Genomic DNA, 26,618 nt, shown 5'->3' with positions numbered 1-26,618 from the left:
CGGATCAATATTCACGCAACACCAAGTTGTTTTAGTTAACGGAGTATTACATGTCCAGAAGGCTTCGCAGAACCAAGATCGTCACCACCTTAGGCCCGGCTACTGACCGCGATAACAATCTTGAGAAGATTATCGCCGCGGGCGCCAACGTGGTGCGCATGAATTTCTCTCACGGCTCGCCAGAAGATCATAAAATGCGCGCGGATAAAGTTCGTGAGATTGCCGCCAAACTGGGACGCCACGTGGCGATTCTGGGAGACCTCCAGGGGCCAAAAATTCGTGTTTCAACCTTCAAAGAAGGCAAGGTTTTCCTCAACATCGGCGATAAATTCCTGTTAGACGCCAACCTCGGCAAAGGCGAAGGCGACAAAGAGAAAGTCGGCATCGATTATAAAGGACTGCCGGCGGACGTCGTGCCTGGCGACATTCTGCTGCTCGACGACGGACGCGTTCAGTTGAAAGTGCTGGAAGTTCAGGGCATGAAAGTGTTCACCGAGGTAACCGTCGGTGGACCGCTTTCCAATAATAAAGGCATTAACAAGCTGGGCGGCGGTCTGTCTGCGGAAGCGCTGACCGAAAAAGACAAAGCGGATATCGTTACTGCCGCGCTGATCGGCGTTGATTATCTCGCCGTCTCCTTCCCGCGCTGCGGCGAAGATCTGAACTACGCGCGTCGCCTGGCGCGTGACGCGGGCTGTGATGCGAAAATCGTTGCCAAAGTGGAACGTGCTGAAGCGGTGTGCGATCAGAACGCGATGGATGACATCATTCTGGCCTCCGATGTGGTGATGGTTGCCCGTGGCGACCTCGGCGTTGAGATTGGCGACCCGGAGCTGGTCGGTATTCAGAAAGCACTGATTCGTCGCGCGCGTCAGCTGAACCGCGCGGTGATTACCGCCACCCAGATGATGGAGTCGATGATCACCAACCCTATGCCTACCCGCGCGGAAGTTATGGACGTGGCTAACGCCGTGCTGGATGGGACCGATGCGGTCATGCTGTCAGCAGAAACAGCCGCGGGCCAGTACCCTGCGGAAACCGTCGCCGCAATGGCGCGCGTATGCCTCGGCGCGGAAAAAATCCCGAGCATCAACGTCTCTAAACACCGTCTGGACGTTCAGTTCGACAACGTGGAAGAGGCCATTGCAATGTCCGCCATGTACGCCGCGAACCATCTGAAGGGCGTGACTGCGATCATCACCATGACCGAGTCTGGTCGTACTGCGCTGATGACCTCTCGCATCAGTTCCGGTCTGCCGATCTTCGCCATGTCCCGCCATGAGCGCACGCTGAACCTGACGTCTCTGTATCGTGGCGTTACGCCGGTACATTTTGACAGCGCGGCTGACGGTGTGGTGGCTGCAAGCGAAGCGGTAAACCTGCTGCGCGACAAAGGCTATCTGGTCTCCGGCGATCTGGTGATCGTGACCCAGGGTGATGTGATGAGCACCATCGGATCTACCAATACCACACGCATTCTGACCGTAGAGTAACGTGATGTTTGCCCGGTTTCTCCGGCCCATGCCCGTACAGGCATGGGCAGATGAAGCCGCCGTCCTCTGCTGTGAGTAAAAAACCTCTCTGACGAGAGGTTTTTTTTATTTGATGGGATACAGCTCTTTGCGCTTGTATGGCTGGATTTCACCCGGCTTGCGTGTTTTCAGCAGCTTCAGGATCCAGGTATATTGCTCAGGGTGCGGGCCGACAAAGATTTCCACTTCCTCGTTCATCCGACGGGCAATGGTGTTGTCGTCAGCGGTCAACAGATCGTCCATCGGCGGGCGAACCTGAATAGTCAGGCGATGGGTTTTACCGTCATAGACCGGGAACAGGGGGATGACGCGCGCGCGGCACACTTTCATCAGGCGGCCAATCGCTGGCAGCGTCGCTTTGTACGTTGCAAAGAAATCCACAAACTCGCTGTGTTCCGGACCGTGATCCTGATCGGGAAGGTAGTAGCCCCAGTACCCCTGGCGCACCGACTGTATAAACGGCTTGATGCCGTCGTTACGCGCATGGAGACGACCGCCGAAACGACGACGCACCGTGTTCCAGACATAATCAAACACCGGATTTCCCTGGTTATGGAACATCGCCGCCATTTTCTGCCCCTGCGAAGCCATCAGCATCGCCGGAATATCCACACCCCAGCCGTGCGGCACCAGAAATATCACCTTTTCGTCATTACGACGCATCTCGTCGATGATCTCCAGCCCTTCCCAGTCAACACGTGACTGTATTTTTTCAGGGCCGCGTATCGCCAGCTCCGCCATCATTGCCATCGCCTGCGGCGCGGTGGCGAACATCTCATCAACAATGGCCTCGCGTTGCGCTTCGCTTCGTTCGGGAAAGCACAACGATAAATTGATCAGCGCACGACGACGCGAGCTTTTGCCCATGCGTCCGGCAAAACGCCCCAGCTTTGCGAGCAGCGGGTCGCGAAAAGAGGCTGGCGTTAAGGCGATGCCCGCCATTGCCGCGACGCCCAACCAGGCGCCCCAGTAACGGGGATGGCGAAAGGATTTTTCAAATTCAGGGATGTACTCAATATTATTTTTTTTTGTTTCCATGCTCGTCCAGTGCCTGATGACGCAAACAATAAATCTGATGATAGTGTAGCGGCGCACCCTGCCGCGCACAAAATAAAAAAGCCGGCACACCATTGCGTACCGGCTTTCTGCGCGTAAGGGTTAATCGAAACGTAACTGTGGCAGAACTTCTTTCACCTGCGCCAGGTAATCCGTACGATCTTTACCGGTCAGCCCTTCCGTACGCGGCAGTTTCGCCGTCAGAGGGTTCACCGCCTGCTGGTTAATCCACACTTCATAGTGCAGATGCGGCCCCGTAGAGCGTCCGGTATTACCGGAAAGCGCGATACGATCGCCACGTTTCACTTTCTGCCCAGGTTTAACCAGCAGTTTACGCAGGTGCATATAGCGAGTGGTATAGGTACGACCATGACGCACCGCCACGTAGTAACCCGCCGCGCCGCTGCGCTTCGCCACGACCACTTCGCCGTCACCGACAGAAAGCACTGGCGTACCCTGCGGCATGGCGAAATCAACGCCACGGTGCGGCGCAACGCGTCCCGTAACCGGGTTAGTACGACGCGGATTAAAGTTAGAGGAGACGCGGAACTGTTTGGCCGTCGGGAAACGCAGGAAGCCTTTCGCCAGGCCGGTACCGTTGCGGTCGTAGAACTTCCCGTCTTCAGCGCGGATCGCATAATAATCCTTGCCCGCAGAACGCAGACGCACGCCCAGCAGTTGGCTCTGTTCACGCTTGCCGTCAAGCATTTCACGCGACATCAGCACCGCAAACTCATCGCCTTTCTTCAGCTTGCGGAAGTCCATCTGCCACTGCATAGCTTTAATAACCGCGCTAATTTCTGAACTGGTCAACCCGGCGTTTCTGGCGCTGGCGACAAAGCTGCCGCCGACGGTGCCTTTCAGCAGGCTGTTGACCCAGTCGCCCTGTTGCGTTTCCGCCGTCATTTTAAAACCGTTTGCCGCCGTCCGATCGTAGGTACGGGTTTCACGACGCGACATTTCCCAGGTCAGGCGCTGTAAATCGCCATCGGCTGTCAGCGTCCACGAAAGCTGCTGACCGATTTTCAGGTTACGCAGTTCTTTATCCGACGCGGCAAGCTGAGTGATATCGCTCATATCAATGCCGTACTGATTCAGGATACTGCTCAGCGTATCGCCAGTGGAGACAACATATTCATGAACGCCCGCTTCGCTCGAAATTTTATCGTCCAGCTCATCCTGCGGAATAGCTTCATCTTCCTGCGCAGCCTGATCGATAGGCTCGCTGGCCTCAGGAAGCAGAGAACGAATTTCGCTTTTTTCCAGTTCGATGGTTTTAACGATGGGGGCGGAATCGGGGTGGTAAACATAGGGCCGCCATACAGCGACGGCCAACGTAAGAACGGTAAGTGACCCCAGCATAACGCGATGGGGTCTTGGCAGATTATTAAATGCCAGAGCGACAGAGCGGGCTATCTGTTGCACGTATTCACTTCCTCATTAATCTCCTTTCAGGCAGCTCGCATACTGGTTCGCTAATTGGCTTAAGAACGCGGAATAGCTCGTTTTACCCAGTTTGATATTCGTCCCGAGCGGATCCAGCGTTCCCATTCGAACGGATGTCCCTCTCGCAACGGCTTCGACGACCGCTGGCCTGAACTGCGGCTCAGCAAAAACGCAGGTTGCTTTTTGCTCAACCAACTGTGTTCGTATTTCATGTAAACGCTGCGCACCAGGTTGTATCTCAGGGTTTACGGTAAAGTGACCCAGCGGAGTCAGCCCGTAGTGTTTTTCGTAATAGCCATAGGCGTCATGAAAAACAAAATAACCTTTACCCTTGAGCGGTGCCAGCTCGTTACCGACCTGCTTATCGGTTGCGGCTAATTGTGCCTCAAAATCTTTCAGGTTGGCGTCAAGTTTGGCTCGACTTTGCGGCATAAGTTCCACTAATTTTTCATGGATTGCAACCGCTGTAGACCGCGCTATCTCTGGGGAAAGCCAAAGATGCATGTTGTACTCGCCATGATGGTGATGCGCATCACCTTTTTCACCGTGCGCAGGGTCATGATCGTGTTCATCCTCGCCTTTCATGAGCAACGGTTTCACGTCATTCAGGTGCGCAATCGTTACCTGTTTCGCCTGCGGGATTTTACTCACCGGTTTTTCCATGAACGCTTCCATTTCCGGACCAATCCAGACGACTAAGTCCGCGCCCTGTAAGCGTTTTACATCCGATGGACGCAGTGAATAATCATGCTCGGATGCCCCGTCCGGAAGTAATACCTCCGTCTCCGTCACGCCGTCGGCAATCGCCGACGCGATAAAACCTACTGGCTTAAGCGAGGCAACAACGGCGGCGTTTGCAGCCTGGGTTGCACCACCCCAAAGAGCGGCGGATAATGCAGCGAAAAGAAGCGTATTTTTATGTAACATAATGCGACCAATCATCGTAACGTTTGTGTGAATTGTGATATTATAACATTCCACGACATCTGCAAGACTAAAATTGACATGACGACTTTGGTATCACTGGAAAATGTCTCGGTCTCTTTCGGGCAGCGCCGCGTGCTCTCTGACGTGTCGCTTGAGCTCAGACCCGGCAAAATTTTAACGCTTCTTGGGCCTAACGGCGCCGGTAAATCGACCCTGGTCCGGGTTGTGCTCGGTCTGGTAGCGCCGGACGAAGGGGTGATCAAGCGCAACGGAAAATTGCGTATCGGTTACGTCCCACAAAAATTATATCTCGACACCACCTTGCCGCTCACGGTCAATCGTTTTTTACGCCTGCGTCCCGCGACCCGCAAAGAAGATATCCTGCCAGCGCTGAAGCGCGTGCAGGCAGGACATCTTATCGACGCGCCGATGCAAAAGCTGTCCGGCGGCGAAACCCAGCGCGTTCTGCTGGCCCGCGCGTTGCTGAACCAGCCGCAGCTCTTGGTGCTGGACGAGCCGACACAAGGCGTGGACGTCAATGGTCAGGTCGCGCTGTACGATCTTATCGACCAATTGCGTCGTGAATTGGATTGCGCAGTGCTGATGGTCTCCCATGACCTGCATCTGGTGATGGCGAAAACCGACGAAGTGCTGTGCCTTAACCACCACATCTGCTGTTCAGGAACGCCTGAAATCGTTTCCATGCACCCGGAATTTATCTCGATGTTTGGCCCTCGTGGCGCTGAACAGTTAGGAATTTACCGTCATCACCATAATCATCGCCACGACTTACAGGGTCGTATTGTGCTGCGCCGGGGAAATGGTCACTCATGATTGAATTGTTATTGCCCGGCTGGCTGGCCGGGATCATGCTGGCTTGTGCGGCTGGCCCGTTAGGTTCGTTTGTTGTCTGGCGCCGGATGTCCTATTTCGGCGATACGCTGGCCCACGCGTCGCTGTTGGGCGTGGCCTTCGGGCTTCTGCTGAATGTTAATCCGTTCTACGCGGTTATTGTTGTAACCCTGATGCTGGCGGCAGGCCTGGTGTGGCTGGAAAAACGCCCTCACCTCGCCATCGACACACTGCTTGGCATTATGGCCCACAGCGCGTTGTCGCTTGGCCTGGTGGTGGTCAGTCTGATGTCAAATATTCGCGTTGACCTGATGGCTTATCTGTTTGGCGACCTGCTGGCCGTGACGCCGGAGGATTTGCTTTCCATCGCCATTGGCGTGGTGATTGTGTTGGGGATCCTCGGCTGGCAGTGGCGGAATTTATTGTCGATGACCATCAGTCCCGACCTGGCGTTCGTCGATGGCGTGAAGTTGCAGCGCGTGAAGTTGCTGCTGATGCTGGTCACCGCGCTAACCATCGGCGTGGCGATGAAGTTCGTGGGTGCGCTGATAATTACGTCCTTATTGATTATTCCCGCCGCCACCGCGCGACGGTTTGCCCGTACGCCGGAACAAATGGCCGCGGTAGCAGTGGTAGCAGGCATGATCGCGGTGACAGGCGGCCTGACCTTCTCCGCGCTCTACGATACTCCCGCCGGTCCGTCAGTGGTGTTATGCGCCGCGCTGCTTTTTATCCTCAGCATGATGAAAAAGCAGGCGAACTGATATGCGCACGTCGCATGCGATGAAAAACAAAGCCCGGTTTCCCCGGGCTCTGAACACAACATACTTTTTCAACTGTAAGCATTGAGTGTTCGCTGGCACAGCGCCGAGCGCACACAATCCTCTTTGCCAAAGCGGACAATGCCGACCATTTCATCTTCACTGAAGCGCGCCAGCGCATCGCTTAATCCAGACTGAACGTGCGCGGGTAAATCGCATTGGGTGATATCCCCATTCACAATGACCGTCACGTTCTCCCCGAGGCGAGTTAAAAACATTTTCATTTGCGCAGCAGTGACATTCTGAGCCTCGTCGAGAATGACCACCGCATTTTCAAATGTACGTCCGCGCATATAGGCGAACGGCGCGATTTCTACCTTACCGATTTCAGGTCGCAGGCAATATTGCATAAAGGATGCCCCGAGCCGTTTAACCAGCACGTCGTAAACAGGCCGGAAATACGGGGCAAACTTCTCCGCTACATCCCCAGGTAAGAAGCCGAGATCTTCGTCGGCCTGCAGAACTGGACGGGTTACGATGATCCTGTCAACATCCTTATGTATCAGGGCCTCTGCTGCTTTTGCCGCGCTGATCCAGGTTTTACCGCACCCGGCTTCGCCCGTGGCGAAAATCAGTTGTTTACTCTCGATAGCATTCAGGTACTGCGACTGAGCGTCATTACGCGCCTTGATTGGCGTGGTGTCGCGACTGTCGCGCGCCATGCCGATCGCTTCTACGCCACTCATCTGCACAAGCGAGGTGACCGATTCTTCTTCACGCTGTTTATGACTGCGCGAGTCCCGTCTCAGCACACGTTTTGCCTCACGACGAGCTTTGATCACTGCTTTTTGTCTTCCCATGGATAGCACCTTGAGTTGTTGGTATTCATCACACGCGCCGTTGGCAGCGCGATTATGCGCACAAACATCTGAGGGTTGGCTTCCTTGTAAGCCATGACTTGCCTTTCGAAAAGACGCCACGCACGGCTACGCGCACCGACAATGGCGTCCGTATGACATCGTAAAAGGAGGGGGGAGAGAAATTTAGCGGTGACGAGGGGGCAACCGGATGAAAGACGTCCGCGAAAGAGAGTGCATTGATGTTCAACAAGCTGTCCAGTACAGGACCTTACCATCCGCGATCTCCATAGTGAATGTTCATCACCGCCGGGAACTACCGCTCTTACTTTTAAGTACATCAGAATTTAGTAATATTGCAACAATATATTTACACAATATTAACTGAATTCACTTTTGATGTTGGCAACAGTCTCTTACAAGCATATTACAAAATTATTTCAAAAATCGGATCATACAAAAAAACTATTTTTTTAAGCCGCGCCGTCAGCCCTGTCCGTGGACAGGGTGACAGTATCAGGCTTCAAGGAGCGACTGGCCAAGATAATGATCCGGATCCTTCACGCCAGGAAAAACAAAGAAGTAGCCTCCACCAATCGGCTTTATGTACTCCTCCAGCGCTTCCCCATTCAGACGCTTTTGCACTGCCAGAAAACCTTTTTCGAGATCGTGCTGATAGCAGACAAACAAGAGCCCCATATCAAGTTGACCGGAAGGCGTCACCCCGAGGGAATAGCTGTAGCCACGGCGCAACATCAGACTGGACTGGGTTTCCGGCGTGCGTGGATTGGCAAGACGTATATGGCTGTCCAGCGCAATCACATTCCCGTCCGGATCGCTGGCATAGTCGGGCACGTCATGCTCGTGCCGCATTCCCAGCGGCGCTCCCGTCTGCTTGTCGCGACCAAAAATTGTCTGCTGCTCTTTAAGCGGCGTCCGGTCCCAGAACTCTACGCGGAACTGAATCAGACGCACCGCCTGATAAGTGCCGCCAGTCGCCCACGCAGGTTCATTTTGATCTGAGGTAATCCATACCACCGCCTGCATAAGTTTGTCATTGCGGCTGTCCGGGTTTGCCGTACCGTCCTTGAAACCCAGTAAATTGACAGGCGTCTCTTTCCCTTTGCTCCGCGCCGCGTGGTCGGATATAAACCCTTCCCGCTTCCAGCGAATGCTCAGCAGATCCGGCGTGTGCTTAATGATATCGCGCAGGGCATGTATCACCGTATCCTGAGTATTGGCGCAAATCTGCAACAGCAAATCGCCATGACACAGCGCGGCGTCCAGCGAGTCATTGGGGAAACGGGTCATCTTTTGTAGCGATGTCGGCATGTGTGGCTGCAAGCCGAAACGCGCATCAAACAGCGAATAACCCGCCGACAAGGTCATGGTGAGGTTATCCGGAGCAATGTAGGCCCCAAGAATGCCCGAGTCCATTGGCGGCAGACGGGGGTTAGGCGTATCCGGCGCAGGACCGCCGTGAGTCAGAAAGGCAATGCGCTTTGTCAGCAGACGGAACAAACGTTCGAGATCGGCCCTTTCACTCGCCAGGACGTCAAAAGCCACCAGCATCATCGACGCCTGCTGTGGCGTCAGGATCCCGGCCTGATGCGCACCATAAAACGGCTGCCTCTCGTTGCGGGCATCCGGCGCTAACGTCCCCGGGGCGCTGCGCGTTTTTTGCGCATGAGCGACCGGACACCCGCCGGCCAGCGCCAGTGTGCCGCCAAGAGCGCCCATCCCTTTCAGTAAACGTCGGCGTGACGGCTCGCTCACGCCGGTTTTGTCATCGTCCTGCATCGCGGTTAATCCAGTCCCAGTACGCCGCGTAGCTGCGCGAGATCTTCCGCGAGCGCGGTAATTGGTCCCTTCAGGGCGTTACGGTCAACCCCGGTCAGCTTGTCGTAGGTTTCAAAGCCGTCCGGGGTGCGGTATTTCGCGAGGATGGTATCGACTTTTTTAAATTTAGCATCCACCTTCGCCAGCAGTTCGGCGTTTGCATCCTGCAACTGCGGACGCAACAGGTTGACAATTTTCTGCGCGCCATCAACGTTGGCCTGGAAATCCCACAGATCGGTGCGGCTGTAGCGTTCTTCTTCGCCACTGATTTTGGTGGCGGCCACTTCTTCAATCAGCGCCGCAGCCCCACCCACCACTTTGGACGGCGGGAACGCTAGTTCACTGATGCGTTTTTGCAGATCCTGCACGTCCGTATACAGCCCGTCGGCGTACTGCGCCATACCTTTATTGCTATTGTCGCTGAACAGTGCCTTTTCCAGACGGTGAAAACCGGTGAATTTCGGGTCAGCGGCTTTCTGTTCGTAGTCGTCTTCGCGGGCATCAATGCTGCCGTCGAGATCGGAGAACAGTTCGGCAATCGGTTCAATACGTTCATAATGTTGCCGCGTCGGCGCATACAGCGACTTCGCTTTATTCATGTCGCCTGCCTTCACCGCATCGGTAAAGGCTTTTGTCCCGGACACCAGTTGCGCGGTTTCGGCGGTGACATAGGCTTTGTATTCGCTAATGGCGTCGCTCAGACGTAACAGCGCGTCGCTTTGCGCTCCTTCAACGCTAGCGGCGCCTTTAACAACCAGCTTCCCTTTGGGATTGGTCAGCAGGCCGCAGGTCATTTCATATTCGCCCGGCTGCAGATTGGCGGTCATTTTCTGGCTGAAACCGGGCGCGATATTTTCGCGCTCTTCAACCACCATCACCCCTTTAAGGATTTCCCATTCCAGCGCTTTCTGACTGTGGTTTCGAATGATAAATTGTGTCTTACCGGCGTTCACCGTAAGCGTCAACGGCTCGCACCGTTTATCGGTTACCGTCACATTCACTTGCGGCACGTCGGCGGCATGCGCCGACAAGGTGGAAGCGAAAAGCGCGGCCATGCCAGGCAGCAGCGCACTCATGTGGAAGTTTTTCGTCATGACCATCCCTTTAAAGTATGTTGTAACTAATTAAAAATTTGCGTCGCACTGCCTTATGGCGTGATGCCTGACGCGGTTGCGCCTGCACGCGGCGGCAATACAAACAGCACCAGCGCCGGTATCAGGTAGATAAACCAGACCGCCACCTCGCTAACGCTTGGCGCTTCCTGGTAACCAAAAATGCCTTCCATCAGGGTGCCAAACAATGAATGTGTCGACAGAACGGCGCTCATATCAAACGCAACTTCCTGGAAGTGATTCCACAGCCCCGCCTCGTGGAAGGCGCGGATCGCGCCCGCCGCCAGACCTGCCGCCACCAGTAAAATGAACAGGCTGGTCCATTTAAAGAAGGCTGCCAGATTCAGACGAATACCGCCCCAATAAAGTAAGAAGCCCAGGATCACGGCAGTGGCCAGCCCCAGTAGCGCCCCTACCGGCGGCCAGATACCCACGTCCTGTTGAAACGCGGCCAGCAGAAAAAAGACCGACTCCAACCCTTCCCTCGCTACTGCAAAAAACACCATCAGGATCAGCGCCCAGCCCTGGTGATTGCCGCGTTGCAGCGCATTGTCCACCGCCTGTTCAAGCGCCACCTTGACGTTGCGCGATACTCTCCGCATCCAGAACACCATCCAGGTGAGGATCGCGACCGCAATCACCGCCACTATCCCCTCGAACAGTTCCTGCTCTTTTTGTGGAAACTCGCCGGTTGTCTCGTTAATCACGATCCCAAGCCCAAGACAAAGCGCGGCGGCGAGAATAACCCCAACCCACATTGCACGGATCCAACGCCCCCGCTGGGTTCGCTTCAGGTAACTGGCTATCAGGCTGACAATCAGCGCAGCTTCCAGCCCTTCACGCAACATAATCAGAAACGGAACAAACATGCCGGACACCCTTAACGTTATTGTCAGTCAATTAATGCAAAGAAAAGTAAATTAGAGTGATAGTGATTATCATTACGCAAAATAAAAATTCAAGCGGAATGTCATGAGAATGATGTCTGAATGTAAACACTTAGCGAGGTAAGAATACGTGCCGTTGGGTAAATGGGCGGTGATAAAAAGGCCCGCTTTGAGCGGGCCTGGAAAGTCGTTGGACGGAACCTGCAGAAGGTCTCGCGGCAAAGAATGTCTAACGATTAATTTTCCTGCAAACGCGACGGCGGCGCAGAGTGATAGTGCGCATCCGCCTCAGCGAAGCGTTGTAGCATGGCAGACGACGGCGCTTTCCCCAGCAGACTGAAGATAACTATCCCGATACTGCCAAAGATAAAGCCAGGAATGATTTCGTACAGATCCAGCCAGCCAAAGTGTTTCCAGACAATAACGGTGGCTGCGCCGATAATCATCCCCGCCAGCGCGCCGTTGCGGGTCATTCGCGGCCACAAGACGGAGAACAGCACGACCGGACCAAACGCGGCGCCAAAACCGGCCCAGGCGTAGCTCACCAGACCCAACACGCGGTTGTCCGGATTGGCAGCCAGGGCGATCGCCACCAGCGCCACCACCAACACCATCACGCGCCCGACCCACACCAGTTCCTGCTGACTTGCCCCTTTGCGTAGAAACGCCTTGTACAAATCTTCCGTAATCGCGCTGGAACAGACCAACAGTTGGCAGCTGAGCGTGGACATTACCGCCGCCAGAATCGCGGACAGCAGAATACCGGCAATCCACGGATTAAACAGGATTTGCGCCAGCTCAATGAACACTCGCTCAGCGTTTTGATCCACCGCGCCCGCCAGCGCCGGATTGTTAGTAAAGTATGCGATGCCAAAGAAGCCGACCGCTACCGCTCCCGCCAGGCAGAGGATCATCCAGGCCATACTGATGCGCCGTGCGTGGACGATACTGTGGTGGGAATCCGCCGCCATAAAACGCGCCAGAATATGCGGCTGGCCGAAGTAGCCCAGCCCCCAGCCCATCAGGGAAATAATGGCCACAACATTCAGTCCTTTAAGCATGTCGACATTTTCAATGCTCTTTTGCTTGATCACTTCCAGCGACTCGCCAAAGCCGCCAACACCGATAATCACCATTACCGGGGTCAGGATCAGTGCGAAAATCATCAGGCTGGCCTGTACAGTGTCGGTCCAGCTTACTGCCAGGAATCCGCCAATAAAGGTGTACAGGATGGTCGCCGCCGCGCCTGCCCACAGAGCGGTTTCATAGCTCATGCCAAATGTGCTTTCAAACAGACGCGCGCCGGCCACAATCCCGGACGCGCAGTAAATCGTAAAGAACAGCAGGATCACCAGCGCGGAGATAATGCGCAGGATCCGGCTTTTATCTTCAAAGCGACCGGTGAAATAATCCGGCAGCGTCAGGGCGTTATTGTTGTATTCCGTGTGTACGCGCAGGCGTCCGGCAACCAGCTTCCAGTTAATCCATGCGCCTAATGTCAAACCGATAGCAATCCAGCTTTCCGAAATACCGGAAAGAAAAATCGCGCCAGGTAAGCCCATCAGCAGCCAGCCGCTCATATCCGAAGCGCCTGCGGATAACGCCGTGACGAAGGGGCCGAGGCTGCGACCACCCAAAATATAATCATCAAAGTTCTTGGTTGAACGCCAGGCGATAAAGCCAATCAATATCATGCCAAAAATATATACGCAGAATGTCACCAGCATCGGTGTGCTAATTGCCATAAATTCTCCAAACTTTACTGTTTTATTGCTCTGCCGGAACGTGACAGAGCATGTTGTATTTGCCAGGCGACCGTATCCTGCCGGAAGCGCGGGTTATTCACAATCGATTTAACACACCATTTACATCAATTTTTATTGCAGATGAATACTATTTTCTTGCAGGTTGCACTCTCTCACATTTTTTACGGTTGCACCTTTTAAAAGTGTTAAGTGCCGCAGAGAAAAAGATACCGTTATTCTTTTCGCTGCGGTCATAGCGCTTTCTTTTATTAACAATTCATTCATTTTTAAGCTTGTTATGCAGGTCACATTTAACGTGGTTGCACAAAGTTGCAACATAGTGGATATTTCTCGATAACTAATCGCAGGACATTACCGAATAACAGGAGCAGACGGCATGGGAACCACCACGATGGGGGTTAAACTGGACGACGCCACGCGTGAACGAATTAAGCTGGCGGCCACGCGCATTGATCGCACCCCGCACTGGCTGATCAAGCAGGCCATTTTTAATTATCTGGAAAAGCTGGAAAATGAAGACGCGTTACCGGAGCTTCCGGCGTTGCTGGCAGGCGCGGCAAACGAAGGCGATGAACCGTCTGCCGCGCAGGAAGACGTCCATCAGCCGTTCCTCGAATTTGCCGAGCAGATCCTGCCGCAGTCGGTTTCGCGCGCCGCCATTACCGCAGCGTACCGTCGTTCAGAAACCGACGCCGTTTCCATGCTGATGGAACAAGCGCGTTTGCCGCAGCCGGTTGCCGAACAAGCGCACAAGCTGGCATATCAGTTGGCGGATAAACTGCGCAACCAGAAAACCGCCAGCGGTCGCGCCGGGATGGTCCAGGGATTGTTGCAGGAATTTTCCCTCTCTTCACAGGAAGGCGTGGCCCTGATGTGTCTGGCGGAAGCGCTACTGCGTATTCCGGACAAAGCAACGCGTGACGCCCTGATCCGTGACAAGATCAGCAACGGAAACTGGCATTCACACATTGGTCGTAGCCCGTCGCTGTTTGTCAACGCCGCCACCTGGGGGTTGCTGTTCACGGGCAAACTGGTTTCCACCCATAACGAAGCCAATCTTTCTCGCTCGCTGAACCGCATAATCGGCAAAAGCGGGGAACCGTTGATCCGCAAAGGCGTGGATATGGCGATGCGTCTGATGGGCGAGCAGTTCGTGACCGGTGAAACCATCGCCGAAGCCCTGGCGAACGCCCGCAAGCTGGAGGAGAAAGGTTTCCGCTATTCTTACGATATGCTCGGCGAAGCCGCGCTGACCGCTGCCGATGCGCAGGCTTATATGGTTTCTTACCAGCAGGCGATCCACGCGATTGGTAAAGCGTCCAATGGTCGCGGCATCTATGAAGGACCGGGGATCTCCATCAAGCTCTCCGCCCTGCACCCGCGCTACAGCCGCGCGCAATACGATCGGGTGATGGAAGAACTCTATCCGCGGCTGAAGTCCCTGACGCTGCTGGCGCGTCAGTACGATATTGGGATCAATATTGACGCAGAAGAAGCCGACCGTCTGGAAATCTCCTTAGACCTGCTGGAAAAACTGTGTTTTGAACCAGAGCTGGCGGGCTGGAACGGGATTGGCTTTGTGATTCAGGCTTACCAGAAGCGCTGTCCGTTTGTGATTGATTACCTGATCGATTTGGCCACCCGCAGCCGCCGTCGCCTGATGATCCGCCTGGTGAAAGGCGCTTACTGGGACAGCGAGATCAAGCGCGCGCAGATGGAAGGTCTGGAAGGCTATCCGGTCTATACCCGTAAGGTGTACACCGATGTTTCTTACCTGGCCTGCGCGAAAAAGCTGCTGGCGGTGCCTAATCTTATCTACCCGCAGTTTGCGACGCATAACGCCCACACGCTGGCGGCCATCTATCAGCTTGCGGGACAGAACTATTATCCGGGCCAGTATGAGTTCCAGTGCCTGCATGGCATGGGCGAACCCCTGTATGAACAGGTCACCGGAAAAGTGGCCGACGGCAAATTGAATCGTCCTTGCCGCATTTATGCGCCGGTGGGCACCCATGAAACACTGCTGGCGTATCTGGTGCGTCGTCTGCTGGAAAACGGCGCGAATACGTCGTTTGTTAATCGCATTGCCGACACCACCTTGCCGCTGGATGAGCTGGTGGCCGATCCGGTAGAAGCCGTGGAGAAGCTGGCGCAGCAGGAAGGCCAAACCGGGTTGCCGCATCCGAAAATTCCGCTGCCGCGCGATCTCTACGGCAAAGGCCGCGACAACTCCGCCGGTCTGGATCTCGCCAATGAACACCGTCTGGCGTCCCTCTCCTCTTCCCTGCTCAACAGCGCATTGCAGAAATGGCAGGCGAAGCCGATGCTCGAAGATGCGGTTGCTGAAGGGGAAATGCGCCCGGTAATTAACCCTGCCGAACCGAAGGACATCGTCGGCTATGTGCGTGAAGCGAATGAGGCGGAAGTGGAGCTGGCGTTGCAAAGCGCGGTTAACAACGCGCCCATCTGGTTCGCGACCCCGCCGGAAGAACGCGCGGCGATCCTGCATCGTGCCGCAGTGCTGATGGAAGGCCAGATGCAGCACTTAATTGGCATTCTGGTGCGCGAAGCCGGGAAAACGTTCAGCAACGCGATCGCTGAGGTCCGCGAAGCGGTGGACTTCCTGCATTACTATGCCGGTCAGGTACGCGATGATTTCGACAACGAAACGCACCGTCCGCTGGGTCCGGTGGTCTGTATTAGCCCGTGGAACTTCCCGTTGGCGATCTTCACCGGACAAATCGCCGCCGCGCTGGCCGCGGGCAACAGCGTGCTGGCGAAACCCGCCGAGCAGACCCCGCTGATTGCCGCCCAGGGCGTCGCAATTCTGTTGGAAGCGGGCGTACCGCCGGGCGTGGTACAACTGCTGCCAGGACGCGGGGAAACCGTGGGGGCATCGTTGACCGCTGACAGCCGCGTGCGCGGCGTGATGTTTACCGGCTCAACGGAAGTGGCGACACTGCTGCAACGCACTCTCGCCACCCGACTGGACTCGCAGGGACGCCCGGTTCCGCTGATCGCCGAAACCGGCGGCATGAACGCGATGATCGTGGACTCCTCGGCGCTCACCGAACAGGTGGTCGTCGACGTGCTGGCCTCGGCGTTTGACAGCGCCGGTCAGCGCTGTTCTGCACTGCGTGTACTATGCCTGCAGGATGACATTGCTGACCATACGTTGAAAATGCTGCGCGGCGCGATGGCCGAATGCCGGATGGGCAACCCTGGCCGTCTGACCACGGACATCGGTCCGGTGATTGACGAAGAAGCAAAAAACAACATTGAACGTCACATCCAGACAATGCGTGCAAAAGGCCGTCCGGTGTTCCAGGCGGTGCGTGAAAACAGCGATGACGCCCGCGAGTGGCAGAGCGGTACTTTTGTGATGCCCACGCTTATCGAGCTTGAAAGTTTTGACGAACTGGAAAAAGAGGTCTTCGGCCCGGTACTGCACGTGGTGCGTTACAACCGCAATAACCTGGAGGCCTTGATTAAACAGATTAACGCTTCCGGCTATGGCCTGACACTGGGCGTCCATACTCGCATTGATGAAACTATCGCCCAGGTTACCGGCTCAGCGCATGTGGGCAACCTGTATGTCAACCGTAACATGGTGGGCGCGGTGGTCGGGGTTCAGCCGTTCGGCGGCGAAGGCTTGTCCGGCACCGGCCCCAAAGCGGGTGGACCGTTGTACCTGTATCGCCTGCTGGCCCACCGTCCGGAAAACGCGCTGTCGATCACCCTGGCGCGTCAGGATGCGGAGTACCCGGTTGACGCTCAGCTTAAGGCCGTGCTAACGGAGCCGCTGACGGCGCTACGCGACTGGGCGCGCGATCGCCCCGAGTTGCATCAGCTTTGCCAGCAATTTGGCGAACTGGCGCAGGCGGGAACACAGCGTCTGCTGCCGGGTCCCACCGGCGAGCGCAATACCTGGACGCTGCTGCCGCGCGAACGGGTATTATGTATTGCCGATGAGGAACAGGACGCACTGGCGCAACTGGCGGCGGTCATCTCGGTTGGCAGTCTGATCCTGTGGCCAGACGATGCGTTCCACCGCGAGCTGGCAAAACGGCTTCCCGCAGCGGTTACCGCCCGCATTCAGTTTGCGAAAGCCGACAGCCTGACTTCGCAGCCATTTGACGCGGTGATCTTCCATGGCGATTCCGATCAGCTTCGCGCACTGTGTGAAGCGGTCGCCGCCCGCGAAGGCGCGATTATCTCCGTGCAGGGCTTTGCCCGTGGCGAAAGCAATATCCTGCTGGAACGGCTGTATATCGAACGGTCGCTAAGCGTGAATACCGCCGCCGCAGGCGGTAACGCCAGCCTGATGACAATCGGTTAATCGTGTAGAATCCCCCCGGTGGCGCTACGCTTACCGGGGCTATGTCTCAACCGTAGGCCGGATATGCACAGCGCATCCGGCTTTTTAATACGGAGGAAAGGATGAAAAGAATCGTTATCGCAGGCGCGACGCTGCTGCTGTGCGCAAACGCGCTGGCCGATGAGTGTGCGAACGCCACAACCCAGGCCGACATGAACGCCTGTGCTATTACGCAATATCAGACGGCGGATAAAAAGCTCAACGATACTTACCAGCACGCGCTTAAACGCGCGGCGCCCGCGCAACAAGCGCTGCTGAAAAAGGCGCAAACCGCGTGGATTGCGGTGCGGGACGCCGACTGCGCGCTGATCAGTTCCGGTACCGAAGGCGGCAGCGCCCAGGTGATGATCGCTAATCAGTGTCTGGCGGATAAAACCACCGAGCGCGAAGCGTTTCTCGCCTCGCTGCTGCAATGTGAAGAAGGTGACATGAGCTGCCCGTTGCCGCCAGCAGGCTAACGAACGCGGATCCCTTCGATGATCATGCGCTGGACGTTCGCCACCGTCCGATCAAAAAAGGCCTCATCACGCAGCGTTGCGCCCGTTACTGCTTCAACCTGCGGCGCGAAGTCGGCGTAATGCTGGGTCGAGGCCCAAATCATAAAGATCAGATGATGCGGATCGATCGGCGCCAGTTTGCCGCTGTTGACCCATCCGGCAATCAGCGCGGATTTGTCATCAATTAACGCTTTCAGATCCCCGGTCAGTTCGGCCATCAATAGCGGCGCGCCCGCCAGCATCTCCATACAGAATAACCGCGACGCCTGTGGGTAATCGCGGGAAACTTCCAGCTTCAGGCGAATGTATTCGCTTATGGCCTCCAGCGGTGCGAAATCCTCGCGAAACGCTTTGAGCGGCGCCAGCCAGATGTCGAGGATCTGCCGCAGCACGGCGACATAAAGCGCCTCTTTAGACGGGTAGTAATAAAGCAAATTGGTTTTCGATACCCGGGCCTGCTCGGCGATCTGCTCAAGGCGCGTGCCATGAAAACCATACTGGGAAAAGGTGTTTAACGCCGCCGTTAAGATAGCCTGACGTTTCGCGCTAACCGCCCGCGAGCGTTTACCACTTTTGTTTACAGCCCCCTGCGCCATGCCCCTCTCCTGTCCGTTCGTTCCGGGTGTTATTCACCTGCCGAATAAAAATAATGGCGCTTAGTCTGCGGGGGGTTAAGAGACAGTTCAACCGTACCGGCAAAAAAAACCGCCGGAAAATTCCGGCGGCGGTGGTTTCATCACCTCGGCGTTAGTCATGTTCATTAACGCGTTGCATGATGGTCTTCAGGGTGGGGTCACGCTAGCTTTTGCGGTTACCGCCGCTGCTCTTGCCCCCTTTCTTACCTGCTTCAGATGCACGCTGCGGGTCATTTTTAAAATTCCCCCCGCTGTGCTGACCACCTTTACGACCTGCTTCTGATGCTCTTTCACGGTCTTCGGCAAAATTACCGGAACCGCCTCGATGGTTTGCCATTACTGACCTCCGTCATTGATTAGACATCATATTGCATAGGTTTTGAGGAGTGATTCCTCACGCAACGTATGACCGGTGACATCATTTTCGCTACGTGATACTAAGCTTAGGCAATACGGGCGGTTCAGCCAGCGTATCGTAATATCCTGCAACAGCTATCTGCCGTTATCGGCAATAATCGCCGCGAACAATCAATAAGCCATTCTTATGATTAAAAAAACTCACCGGCAGAAAATGTATCATTTTGCTACAAAAGCCATTTCAGTGAAAATTGTTATAAATCAAAGAAATGGTGGCGATATTTGCACTCTGGGCGTGACGGCATATCTTTATACAGGGTAGCGAATCGCTACAGACACGGTTAACGCGAGGAGTAGGACAAATGGCTAAAGTTCTGGTGCTTTATTATTCCATGTACGGACACATCGAAACAATGGCGCACGCGGTTGCAGAAGGCGCAAACAAAGTCGACGGCGCTGAAGTGGTGGTTAAGCGTGTGCCAGAAACCATGCAACCTGAAATTTTCGCCAAAGCAGGCGGCAAAGCCCAAAACGCCCCCGTCGCCACGCCGCAGGAGCTGGCTGATTATGATGCCATTATTTTTGGTACCCCAACGCGCTTTGGCAATATGTCGGGACAAATGCGCACCTTCCTCGATCAGACGGGCGGCCTTTGGGCTTCTGGCGCGCTGTACGGCAAACTCGCCAGCGTGTTCAGCTCCACCGGTACCGGCGGTGGCCAGGAACAGACCATTACCTCCACATGGACTACACTTGCCCATCATGGGATGGTCATTGTGCCTATCGGCTATGCCGCCCAGGAACTGTTTGATGTTTCGCAGGTTCGTGGCGGAACGCCGTACGGCGCGACGACTATCGCCGGCGGTGACGGCTCTCGTCAGCCAAGCCAGGAAGAACTTTCAATCGCTCGCTATCAGGGTGAATACGTTGCCGGTCTGGCCGTTAAGCTCAACGGCTAGTCTTCAACAGGAGGATAAGCATGCCAACTCAAGAAGCAAAAGCGCACCGCGTCGGTGAATGGGCAAGTCTGCGCAATACGTCGCCGGAAATAGCCGAGGCCATCTTTGAAGTGGCCGGATACGATGAGAAACTGGCCGAGAAAATTTGGGAAGAAGGCAGTGATGAAGTCCTGATCAAAGCCTTTGATAAAACGAATAAAGATTCGCTCTTCTGGGGCGAGCAAACCATCGAACGCAAAAACGTCTGACCCCACTTCCCCCGCATTCGCGGGGGAACCTCTCTTATTTTGCTGCCGCATTCATAACCGCGTCGAATTTATCGATCGGGCAAAACCCGTTGGCGTCCACCGGACAGCCTTTCAGTTCCAGCGTCACACGCTGCGGTGGGGATTTCAGCGTCAGGACATCCGCGTTACGCAGTTGCTCACTGCTTTGATAGACGTATTCGATTTTCATCAGATCGCGTCTGGCGCGGCTGTCATGCCAGCGCTGGAAGACAATTTTGCCGCCAATCGGCGTACGCTCGTACTGGTTATGCAACTGGTATGGCTTGAAGTCGAGCGCCGTCAATAGCGAAGCGATATTCGAGTCATGCCCTACCAACACGGTAATTTTCGGCGCGTTAACGCGATCGGTCACCAGCGTCTTGTCGATATAGTTCACCAGGGGCGCTGCCACATTGCGCGCCACGTCCGCAGAGGTGAACAGGCTGTCCTGATAGCCATTTTTCAGTTTCGACAGCACCTTCCACTGCTGATCGGTTTTGATTTCGCCCCATGCGACCTGATCCATCGGAAAGCCTTCGTAGTACTGCAGGGTGAACGCGTCCACCAGCGAGTTACCGACCTTCAACGGCCCGGAAACGCCCGGCTCCTTCTGGTACGTCGCGCTGAACGTATCTTTTTCGTCCGTCAGTGAACAACGTTGTTTTTCTTTACATGACGGAGACGTATTGTAACGGGTGATCTGCTCAAGCAGTTTATAACTCTCGTCGAGATGCATGCCTGCGCGCTCTTTTTGCATCGCCTGGATGGCTTTCTCGCTGAACGCGGCGGCGTCGTCGGTGATCACCGGGTTGAAGGTCGGGTCCATCGTGCCCATTTTTTCCTGATGATGTACCGGCACATCGCAGCCGGGGAATGCGCCGGTTATAAAGAATTGGGCAGTGGCGACGGTGCGTTGCAGACTGTTAGCATAGGCATAAACCGCGTCAGACGCCGGACATTCGCCGGACTTTACCATCCCCTGCGCGGCCAGCCATTCGCGCATATAGTGCCCCATATACACCTCGAGCACGCCGCCTTTCGTGGTGAGCTGTCCGCCCGGTACGTCCCATTCAGGCCACTTATTCGGCGTCGACTGTTCCAGTACGCTGCCGTTATTCGCCAGCGGCGCGCGCAGGTTGTGTCGGCTCATCATCAGCACTTGCTGTAGCTGATAACCTTCCGGTGTGGTTTGCGCCTGCGCGCCAACAGACACCAACATGCCCCCAGCCACTGCAGCGGCAATTAACGTTTTTTTCATCCCTATGCCTCTTGTTGTTATTTACGCGCCATCAGTGTGACAGAGTGTTGATAAATTTCCGGGAAGGTATCCGCAAAAACAGCGGAAAAAGATTGACTTCGACGCTGCCGCTTATTCTGGCAGAAACGCGTGAAGGCCGTATAAGGGCCTTCGCAGAAGGCTTCCGTTCGCCTCATGTTCTGTGCTTCTCCGGACGCCCGGATAGCAAGGGAGGCGGCGATCCTCCCTTGCGCGTTCACGGGTGCTGAACGTTCAGAGACGCACTGTCCGTAAGGTAAACGCAACCTGATGTCGGTGTGACATATTTGCCCCTTCCCCGGGTACGTCTACGAACCCATTCCCGCCCACCACAGGCGTAATTTCATTCCCCAGTAGCTGGTCCAGCCGCTGGTGGTCGAGACAACCTGCCCTTTCGACAGCACCACCAGCGTCGGCGTCACGCTAACCGCCCAGCGGGTGGAAAGCGTGCCGTTAGCATCGTTGACGACCGGAAATGAGACCCCTTTGCGCGCCAGCCACCGGGCGACCAGCGGGTCGTCGCCAGAGCGGAGTGCCACCGTGAGCACATTCTTTCCTTCAGCCTGAAGCCGCGCGACATAGGGGGTTGTAAAACGACAAACGCCGCACCAGCTTGCCCAGAAATACACCAGCAGCGGCTGCTCCTCGCTCAGTGCGGCCAGGGTGACGCTTTCGCCATCCAGCGTCCTCAGCGGCATACTGTCAAAAGACGGCGGGGCCTGCGGAGCGCGCCAGGCGTCAAGCAGTAACGTGCCGCCAGCCAGCAGCACCAGCAGGATAATCCCCTCCCGCAACCAGCGTCGCAGTTTACTGACCATGCGCCACCGCCAGTTTCTCTTTGACCACCTCGTTCAGCACCTCCCAGGAGACCGCCCCCGGGATCAGCTCATCGCCAATGATTGTCGCTGGCGTCCCTTGTACGCCAATCAACCGCGCCAGTTGCAGGTTAGTGCTCAGCGTCTCCTGACTTTTTACCTCCAGCGTGACCGGACTCGCCCCCGACTTCGCTTGCGCCTGACGGATGCTGGCGTCGGTATGATACCCCCGCTTCTGCATCAACTTTTCATGCAACGCCGGAAACTGTTCCGGATGCTCACGCCACGTCGTCAGCGCAGTACGCGCCGCCAGCACCGAGCTTTCACCTTTAAACGGCAGCGGTTTCACGATCACCGCCACGTCGGGATAGGTCTTTACGATTTTTTCCAGCAACGGGTCAAGCTGTTTGCAGTAGGGACAGTTGTAGTCGGTAAAATTCACCAGCGTCAGCTTCGCCTGTTTTGCGCCAATGCGCGGACTGCCCGGATCGTTAAACAGCGCCTCATCAATCAACGCTTCAATTTGCCTTTCCTGTTCAGGCGTAAACGGCGCCGCTTCTTTCGCCACACTGACAGCGCTGAATAGCGACAAAAAAAGTATTAACAGATAGTTCATGGCGTCTCTCCTTTCGCTTCTGCCAGCGTTTTCAGCAGGTTGTCGCGGGTTAAAAGGGTTGGCAGCGTCTGCCCTTGAGGCAGGCCGGGGCCATAGATTTGGTTATACGGCACGGCGACCTGACCGCGTGCGTTGAGAAAGGCGGTGATCTCATCAGACGGCAACGTCCAGTCTCCCCGCAGCGCAACCACATCCGGTTGCCCCAGCGCCTCCTGCACGGACGGCGTTGTGAGAACATTGTATTTATTGACCTTGCAGGTAATACACCACTCGGCGGTGACGTCGATAAACACGCGCTTATGCTGCGCGAGCGCATCGGTAATGGCCTGCTCGCTCAGTGGTTGCCAGTTAACGCGCTCTTCTTCTGCGGGCGTCGATGAGAAGCCCAGATGCGGCAGCAGCAGCGTTGCCAGCCAGATTGCCGACCCCAGCATCATCAGACCGAGCAGTCGACGCAGCCCATTCATCCAGCGCCCCGGACGCGGCAGACGCTGCGCCAGACCGGGCCGCATCGCCACCAGCAGCCACGGCAGGCTCATCCCCACGCCAAGCGCGAGGAAAAGCCCCCACAGCGTCGGTAACGAGGCGGTCAGCGCCACCGCCACTGCGGTGCCGAGGAACGGCGCGCTGCAAGGTGTCGCCAACAGCGTGGCGAAAGCGCCTTGCCAGAAATGCCCGGCCAGGCCGTTGCCGCCCTGGGTCGCCAGTTTTGTCGTCAGGGAGGCAGGCAAGCGAAAGGTGAACAGGCCAAACAGGCTGGCGCTGAAGGCTAACATGACCAGCATCATCACGCCGATAAACCACGGGTTCTGGAACTGTATTCCCCACCCCAGTGCCTGGTTGCTCAGGCGCAGAATGGTCATTAACAGCGCCAGCGCCATGAACGACGCCAGTATGCCAACCACCGAAGCAAGGAACTGGCGACGGACCTGCCGGCGACTTTTATCTTCCACCAGCAATACCGAACCCAGCTTCATAGCCAGTACCGGCAGCACGCAGGGCATAAGATTCAGGATCAAACCGCCCGCCAGCGCCATCAGCACGACCTGCCAGAGCGGTAACCCGCCGCCGACCGCGGCGGGCGCATCGCCAGGCGTAAGTTCACTCTCCTGCGCAACCTCGTTATCCGCCAGCACCAGCGTCAACGGTTGGCCGCGCAGATCGGGCGCGCCTTCTCCCCAACTGTCGTGAACCGGAACCGTCGCCCGCATCGTGTCACCGTCAACACGAATATGCGGTTTGCCAAAATCCACCTCCCCGACGCTATCGAGAAACAACGCGGGATCCGTCCAGCCTGCGCTCCGCTGCGCCGTCACGATCAGTTCGCCGGGACGCGCGTCGGCCTGAAGCGTATCCGTCAGCCCTTGCGCCAGCGGAATGCGCCCCATCGCCTGAGCGTAATCGTGGGCAAAGCCAGCATCCCGGGAAGATGGCGTGACGGAAAAGGGATAATCGGTGAGCAGACACACGTTGCTACAGGTAGAAAGCGTCAGCACGCCAGCAAGCGTGGCGGGCGCTTTCCCCTGAACGCGCAACGGAAACGTGACGCGCTGGTGATAGCCCTGGGTGGTGATACCGGCAACGTCAAAACGCGCGGGCGTCGGCCAGAACCAGTTGACGGCTGGCGAGTTCTCTTTCCACGCGATGGACGGCGCAATGCCGCCTTCGCCGGGCGAACGCCAGTAGGTTTTCCAGCCGTCTTCCAGCTTGACGTCTATGAGCAGGCGCGTTTCACCCTGCGCAGTGGTGTCCGCACGAACCCGTACGCTGGCATGATCGTTCTGCGGGGAACGCAACCAGCCGCTCTCTGCCGCCCAGGATACGGGCAGCCAGAGGAATAACAGACAGATCAGCGCCTGCCTGAATGCAAGAATCATAATTTTTCTCCATGAATGATTAACTAACTGTGCAGCACAGCCGGTCTGTCATTCACGGAAGACGCAGAATCGGAGATGGACCCGTAGTCCGGGCGGAGAAATAACGCGTTGCGGAAAGAACGGTAAACGCACCGTCCGTCGCGGGGTTAGCAGGGCAAGGAGTAGACAAAACGCCAGTATCGCGCCTTCGAAAACCACCGGCGGCGCGGCAAGCAACGATTTTGCACTGAGCTCACACGGCGTGACGGGCGTTGCGTCATCCGGTGCCGACGAGGGCGCAGAAACGACCGTCGTCGCCGTGGCCGTGTCCATCTGCAACGCATGCAGGCCCGCCATGCGCTGCGCGGTACAAACTATTACCACGACACATGCCAGGCAGAGAAACCACCATCCCATCCGTTGACGTTTCGCCATTACACCCTCACTCATTGACGCGAGTTATCTTAGCCACTGTCGGGGAATAAGCAACTGTTGGGCTGTAAAGTTATGTGGGTCATGAGGTTGGCATACGGCGACGGGAGGATTACCCTACACTTAACGGTGACACCTTTTCAGGGATCCCTTCAGCCTGTATTGATTAACCCGAGAGAACGCTATGGAATTAAAGGATTATTACGCCATCATGGGCGTGAAGCCGACGGACGATCTCAAGACGATCAAGACCGCTTACCGCCGACTGGCCCGCAAGTACCATCCTGATGTCAGCAAAGAAACCGACGCCGAGGCCCGCTTTAAAGAAATTGCCGAGGCGTGGGAAGTGTTGAGCGACGAGCAGCGCCGCGCTGAATACGATCAGCTGTGGCAGCACCGTAACGACCCGCAGTTTAACCGTCAGTTTCAGCAGGGCGAAAACCCGCGCTACAACGCCGAAGATTTTGACGATATTTTTTCCTCCATTTTTGGTCAGCAAGCGCGGCATACGCGTCAGCGTCACGCCAGCCGCGGCCATGATATCGAAATCGACGTTGCGGTCTTTCTTGAAGAAACGCTGGCGGAACATAACCGCACCATCAGCTATAACCTGCCGGTATATAACGCGTTTGGCATGGTAGAGCGCGAAATGCCTAAAACGCTGAACGTAAAAATCCCGGCGGGTGTGGGCAACGGTCAGCGGATCCGCTTAAAAGGCCAGGGAACCCCGGGCGAAAACGGCGGGCCGAACGGCGACCTGTGGCTGGTGATTCATATCGCGCCCCATCCGCTGTTTGACATAGTGAATCAGGATCTGGAGATCGTGGTGCCACTGGCGCCATGGGAAGCCGCGCTGGGTGCGAAAATTGCGGTGCCTACGCTGAAAGAGAGCATTCTGGTGACCGTTCCCCCCGGCAGCCAGTCCGGGCAGCGCTTGCGCATTAAAGGCAAAGGCCTGGTAAGCAAAAAACAGACCGGTGATTTATACGTGGTCATCAAAATTGTGATGCCGCCGAAACCTGACGAACGCGCACGCGCGCTGTGGCAGCAGTTGGCGGAGGCGCAGTCGGGGTTTGATCCGCGCAAAGACTGGGGGAAAGCATAATGGCTAATGTCACCATCACCTTCACGGTTACTGAATTTTGTCTGCATACCGGCGTCACGGAAGAGGAACTGAATGAGCTGGTCGGGTTGGGTGTGATTGAACCGTATGACGATACCGCTCCCGGCTGGCAGTTTGACGATCGCGCCGCAGCGGTGGTGCAGCGCGCACTCCGGCTGCGTCAGGAACTGGCGCTGGACTGGCCGGGTATCGCCGTTGCCCTTACTCTACTGGAAGACAATACGCGTTTGCGCCAGGAAAATCGCCTGCTGCGCCAGCGGCTTTCGCGCTTTATTGCCCATCCATAAATTCCGGGCGGCGAAAGCTGCCCTTTTCTCCAGCAATGATATAAATCAACGCTGACGCTGTCGGATCACCGTAGGATAGTGGCATC

24 protein-coding genes are annotated in these 26,618 nt (G+C 56.1%); 9 read left to right on the top strand and 15 right to left on the bottom strand.

Annotated features, from left to right (window positions below):
• The first annotated feature begins 50 nt into the window (after nucleotides 1-50).
• Complete coding sequence (gene pyk / locus OOJ60_RS02620; RefSeq protein WP_042287875.1) at nucleotides 51-1,493, top strand: pyruvate kinase; 1,443 nt, start codon at nucleotides 51-53, stop codon at nucleotides 1,491-1,493.
• A gap of 105 nt (nucleotides 1,494-1,598) precedes the next feature.
• On the opposite strand, the gene lpxM is transcribed toward pyk, so the two are convergent.
• The 3 genes from lpxM to znuA form a co-directional block, all read right to left on the bottom strand.
• Nucleotides 1,599-2,570, bottom strand: coding sequence for a lauroyl-Kdo(2)-lipid IV(A) myristoyltransferase (lpxM, locus tag OOJ60_RS02615; RefSeq protein WP_042287878.1), 972 nt, complete (start codon nucleotides 2,568-2,570; stop codon nucleotides 1,599-1,601).
• Nucleotides 2,571-2,690: 120 nt separating this feature from the next.
• On the bottom strand, nucleotides 2,691-4,013 hold the full coding sequence (gene mepM / locus OOJ60_RS02610; RefSeq protein ID WP_042287880.1) for a murein DD-endopeptidase MepM: 1,323 nt from the start codon (nucleotides 4,011-4,013) through the stop codon (nucleotides 2,691-2,693).
• A gap of 15 nt (nucleotides 4,014-4,028) precedes the next feature.
• Complete coding sequence (gene znuA / locus OOJ60_RS02605; RefSeq protein WP_205612142.1) at nucleotides 4,029-4,961, bottom strand: zinc ABC transporter substrate-binding protein ZnuA; 933 nt, start codon at nucleotides 4,959-4,961, stop codon at nucleotides 4,029-4,031.
• A gap of 78 nt (nucleotides 4,962-5,039) precedes the next feature.
• Here znuA and znuC point away from each other — a divergent pair, with 78 nt between their 5' ends.
• Both znuC and znuB read left to right on the top strand, forming a co-directional pair.
• Nucleotides 5,040-5,795, top strand: coding sequence for a zinc ABC transporter ATP-binding protein ZnuC (znuC, locus tag OOJ60_RS02600; protein ID WP_042287883.1), 756 nt, complete (start codon nucleotides 5,040-5,042; stop codon nucleotides 5,793-5,795).
• Nucleotides 5,792-6,577, top strand: a complete 786-nt coding sequence (znuB, locus tag OOJ60_RS02595; protein WP_042287886.1) for a zinc ABC transporter permease subunit ZnuB — start codon at nucleotides 5,792-5,794, stop codon at nucleotides 6,575-6,577. Before znuC ends, znuB begins: the two co-directional genes overlap by 4 nt.
• A gap of 68 nt (nucleotides 6,578-6,645) precedes the next feature.
• On the opposite strand, the gene phoH is transcribed toward znuB, so the two are convergent.
• The 5 genes from phoH to putP all read right to left on the bottom strand — a co-directional run bounded on the left by phoH (nucleotide 6,646) and on the right by putP (nucleotide 13,014).
• Nucleotides 6,646-7,434: a phosphate starvation-inducible protein PhoH gene (phoH, locus tag OOJ60_RS02590; RefSeq protein ID WP_042287889.1), complete on the bottom strand. Its 789-nt coding sequence runs from the start codon at nucleotides 7,432-7,434 to the stop codon at nucleotides 6,646-6,648.
• A gap of 513 nt (nucleotides 7,435-7,947) precedes the next feature.
• A complete protein-coding gene (gene efeB, locus OOJ60_RS02585; RefSeq protein WP_205611888.1) occupies nucleotides 7,948-9,231 on the bottom strand; it encodes an iron uptake transporter deferrochelatase/peroxidase subunit in 1,284 nt (427 codons plus the stop codon).
• 5 nt (nucleotides 9,232-9,236) lie between these two features.
• Nucleotides 9,237-10,364 carry an iron uptake system protein EfeO gene (gene efeO, locus OOJ60_RS02580; protein ID WP_205611887.1) on the bottom strand — a complete coding sequence of 376 codons (1,128 nt, stop codon included), beginning with the start codon at nucleotides 10,362-10,364 and terminating at the stop codon, nucleotides 9,237-9,239.
• A gap of 53 nt (nucleotides 10,365-10,417) precedes the next feature.
• Complete coding sequence (gene efeU / locus OOJ60_RS02575) at nucleotides 10,418-11,251, bottom strand: iron uptake transporter permease EfeU (RefSeq protein ID WP_205611886.1); 834 nt, start codon at nucleotides 11,249-11,251, stop codon at nucleotides 10,418-10,420.
• Between the two features lie 254 nt (nucleotides 11,252-11,505).
• Nucleotides 11,506-13,014 carry a sodium/proline symporter PutP gene (putP, locus tag OOJ60_RS02570; protein ID WP_042287900.1) on the bottom strand — a complete coding sequence of 503 codons (1,509 nt, stop codon included), beginning with the start codon at nucleotides 13,012-13,014 and terminating at the stop codon, nucleotides 11,506-11,508.
• Nucleotides 13,015-13,411: 397 nt separating this feature from the next.
• Here putP and putA point away from each other — a divergent pair, with 397 nt between their 5' ends.
• Nucleotides 13,412-17,374 carry a trifunctional transcriptional regulator/proline dehydrogenase/L-glutamate gamma-semialdehyde dehydrogenase gene (gene putA, locus OOJ60_RS02565; RefSeq protein ID WP_205611885.1) on the top strand — a complete coding sequence of 1,321 codons (3,963 nt, stop codon included), beginning with the start codon at nucleotides 13,412-13,414 and terminating at the stop codon, nucleotides 17,372-17,374.
• Nucleotides 17,375-17,475: 101 nt separating this feature from the next.
• Nucleotides 17,476-17,871 (top strand): lysozyme inhibitor LprI family protein, encoded by a 396-nt coding sequence (locus OOJ60_RS02560; protein ID WP_060569578.1) that lies wholly within the window; start codon nucleotides 17,476-17,478, stop codon nucleotides 17,869-17,871.
• Here the strand turns inward: OOJ60_RS02560 and rutR are convergent.
• Both rutR and OOJ60_RS02550 read right to left on the bottom strand, forming a co-directional pair.
• Nucleotides 17,868-18,506, bottom strand: a complete 639-nt coding sequence (rutR, locus tag OOJ60_RS02555) for an HTH-type transcriptional regulator RutR (protein WP_042287908.1) — start codon at nucleotides 18,504-18,506, stop codon at nucleotides 17,868-17,870. The two genes, OOJ60_RS02560 and rutR, sit on opposite strands and share 4 nt — an antisense overlap.
• Before the next feature lie 202 nt (nucleotides 18,507-18,708).
• Nucleotides 18,709-18,882: a general stress protein gene (locus OOJ60_RS02550; protein ID WP_042287910.1), complete on the bottom strand. Its 174-nt coding sequence runs from the start codon at nucleotides 18,880-18,882 to the stop codon at nucleotides 18,709-18,711.
• 382 nt (nucleotides 18,883-19,264) lie between these two features.
• On the opposite strand from OOJ60_RS02550, the gene wrbA reads away from it, so the two are divergent.
• Nucleotides 19,265-19,861 carry an NAD(P)H:quinone oxidoreductase gene (gene wrbA, locus OOJ60_RS02545; RefSeq protein ID WP_042287913.1) on the top strand — a complete coding sequence of 199 codons (597 nt, stop codon included), beginning with the start codon at nucleotides 19,265-19,267 and terminating at the stop codon, nucleotides 19,859-19,861.
• A 20-nt stretch (nucleotides 19,862-19,881) separates the two neighbouring features.
• Nucleotides 19,882-20,109 (top strand): YccJ family protein, encoded by a 228-nt coding sequence (locus OOJ60_RS02540; protein WP_205611884.1) that lies wholly within the window; start codon nucleotides 19,882-19,884, stop codon nucleotides 20,107-20,109.
• A gap of 34 nt (nucleotides 20,110-20,143) precedes the next feature.
• Here OOJ60_RS02540 and agp read toward each other — a convergent pair whose 3' ends face one another.
• The 5 genes from agp to OOJ60_RS02515 all read right to left on the bottom strand — a co-directional run bounded on the left by agp (nucleotide 20,144) and on the right by OOJ60_RS02515 (nucleotide 25,125).
• Nucleotides 20,144-21,385: a bifunctional glucose-1-phosphatase/inositol phosphatase gene (gene agp, locus OOJ60_RS02535; protein WP_060569577.1), complete on the bottom strand. Its 1,242-nt coding sequence runs from the start codon at nucleotides 21,383-21,385 to the stop codon at nucleotides 20,144-20,146.
• Nucleotides 21,386-21,711: 326 nt separating this feature from the next.
• The gene (locus OOJ60_RS02530; RefSeq protein ID WP_205611883.1) at nucleotides 21,712-22,221 is read right to left on the bottom strand and encodes a protein disulfide oxidoreductase; all 510 of its coding nucleotides are present in this window, start codon (nucleotides 22,219-22,221) and stop codon (nucleotides 21,712-21,714) included.
• On the bottom strand, nucleotides 22,211-22,834 hold the full coding sequence (locus OOJ60_RS02525; protein WP_181821539.1) for a DsbA family protein: 624 nt from the start codon (nucleotides 22,832-22,834) through the stop codon (nucleotides 22,211-22,213). Before OOJ60_RS02525 ends, OOJ60_RS02530 begins: the two co-directional genes overlap by 11 nt.
• The gene (locus OOJ60_RS02520) at nucleotides 22,831-24,711 is read right to left on the bottom strand and encodes a cytochrome c biogenesis protein CcdA (protein ID WP_205611882.1); all 1,881 of its coding nucleotides are present in this window, start codon (nucleotides 24,709-24,711) and stop codon (nucleotides 22,831-22,833) included. Before OOJ60_RS02520 ends, OOJ60_RS02525 begins: the two co-directional genes overlap by 4 nt.
• 48 nt (nucleotides 24,712-24,759) lie before the next feature.
• On the bottom strand, nucleotides 24,760-25,125 hold the full coding sequence (locus OOJ60_RS02515) for a hypothetical protein (protein ID WP_042288212.1): 366 nt from the start codon (nucleotides 25,123-25,125) through the stop codon (nucleotides 24,760-24,762).
• Between the two features lie 181 nt (nucleotides 25,126-25,306).
• On the opposite strand from OOJ60_RS02515, the gene cbpA reads away from it, so the two are divergent.
• Nucleotides 25,307-26,227 (top strand): curved DNA-binding protein, encoded by a 921-nt coding sequence (cbpA, locus tag OOJ60_RS02510; RefSeq protein ID WP_199956152.1) that lies wholly within the window; start codon nucleotides 25,307-25,309, stop codon nucleotides 26,225-26,227.
• Complete coding sequence (gene cbpM / locus OOJ60_RS02505) at nucleotides 26,227-26,532, top strand: chaperone modulator CbpM (protein WP_042287937.1); 306 nt, start codon at nucleotides 26,227-26,229, stop codon at nucleotides 26,530-26,532. Before cbpA ends, cbpM begins: the two co-directional genes overlap by 1 nt.
• Nucleotides 26,533-26,618 lie beyond the last annotated feature (86 nt).

The sequence above is a fragment of the Citrobacter sp. R4 genome (genome assembly GCF_026719175.1).
Classification (GTDB): domain Bacteria; phylum Pseudomonadota; class Gammaproteobacteria; order Enterobacterales; family Enterobacteriaceae; genus Citrobacter_A; species Citrobacter_A sedlakii.
Note: the sequence above shows the minus strand (reverse complement) of the source record. Positions and strands in the feature narration are given on the sequence as shown.

Excerpts from the sequence above, each read along its gene's own strand:
- OOJ60_RS02520 (WP_205611882.1), bottom strand. The coding sequence starts at position 24,711 with ATGATTCTTGCATTCAGGCAGGCGCTGATCTGTCTGTTATTCCTCTGG.
- efeO (WP_205611887.1), bottom strand. The coding sequence starts at position 10,364 with ATGACGAAAAACTTCCACATGAGTGCGCTGCTGCCTGGCATGGCCGCG.
- znuC (WP_042287883.1), top strand. The coding sequence starts at position 5,040 with ATGACGACTTTGGTATCACTGGAAAATGTCTCGGTCTCTTTCGGGCAG.
- putP (WP_042287900.1), bottom strand. The coding sequence starts at position 13,014 with ATGGCAATTAGCACACCGATGCTGGTGACATTCTGCGTATATATTTTT.
- efeU (WP_205611886.1), bottom strand. The coding sequence starts at position 11,251 with ATGTTTGTTCCGTTTCTGATTATGTTGCGTGAAGGGCTGGAAGCTGCG.
- efeB (WP_205611888.1), bottom strand. The coding sequence starts at position 9,231 with ATGCAGGACGATGACAAAACCGGCGTGAGCGAGCCGTCACGCCGACGT.
- cbpA (WP_199956152.1), top strand. The coding sequence starts at position 25,307 with ATGGAATTAAAGGATTATTACGCCATCATGGGCGTGAAGCCGACGGAC.
- OOJ60_RS02550 (WP_042287910.1), bottom strand. The coding sequence starts at position 18,882 with ATGGCAAACCATCGAGGCGGTTCCGGTAATTTTGCCGAAGACCGTGAA.
- rutR (WP_042287908.1), bottom strand. The coding sequence starts at position 18,506 with ATGGCGCAGGGGGCTGTAAACAAAAGTGGTAAACGCTCGCGGGCGGTT.
- OOJ60_RS02540 (WP_205611884.1), top strand. The coding sequence starts at position 19,882 with ATGCCAACTCAAGAAGCAAAAGCGCACCGCGTCGGTGAATGGGCAAGT.
- agp (WP_060569577.1), bottom strand. The coding sequence starts at position 21,385 with ATGAAAAAAACGTTAATTGCCGCTGCAGTGGCTGGGGGCATGTTGGTG.
- wrbA (WP_042287913.1), top strand. The coding sequence starts at position 19,265 with ATGGCTAAAGTTCTGGTGCTTTATTATTCCATGTACGGACACATCGAA.
- OOJ60_RS02515 (WP_042288212.1), bottom strand. The coding sequence starts at position 25,125 with ATGGCGAAACGTCAACGGATGGGATGGTGGTTTCTCTGCCTGGCATGT.
- znuA (WP_205612142.1), bottom strand. The coding sequence starts at position 4,961 with ATGTTACATAAAAATACGCTTCTTTTCGCTGCATTATCCGCCGCTCTT.
- lpxM (WP_042287878.1), bottom strand. The coding sequence starts at position 2,570 with ATGGAAACAAAAAAAAATAATATTGAGTACATCCCTGAATTTGAAAAA.
- pyk (WP_042287875.1), top strand. The coding sequence starts at position 51 with ATGTCCAGAAGGCTTCGCAGAACCAAGATCGTCACCACCTTAGGCCCG.
- OOJ60_RS02530 (WP_205611883.1), bottom strand. The coding sequence starts at position 22,221 with ATGGTCAGTAAACTGCGACGCTGGTTGCGGGAGGGGATTATCCTGCTG.
- putA (WP_205611885.1), top strand. The coding sequence starts at position 13,412 with ATGGGAACCACCACGATGGGGGTTAAACTGGACGACGCCACGCGTGAA.
- cbpM (WP_042287937.1), top strand. The coding sequence starts at position 26,227 with ATGGCTAATGTCACCATCACCTTCACGGTTACTGAATTTTGTCTGCAT.
- OOJ60_RS02560 (WP_060569578.1), top strand. The coding sequence starts at position 17,476 with ATGAAAAGAATCGTTATCGCAGGCGCGACGCTGCTGCTGTGCGCAAAC.
- znuB (WP_042287886.1), top strand. The coding sequence starts at position 5,792 with ATGATTGAATTGTTATTGCCCGGCTGGCTGGCCGGGATCATGCTGGCT.
- OOJ60_RS02525 (WP_181821539.1), bottom strand. The coding sequence starts at position 22,834 with ATGAACTATCTGTTAATACTTTTTTTGTCGCTATTCAGCGCTGTCAGT.
- phoH (WP_042287889.1), bottom strand. The coding sequence starts at position 7,434 with ATGGGAAGACAAAAAGCAGTGATCAAAGCTCGTCGTGAGGCAAAACGT.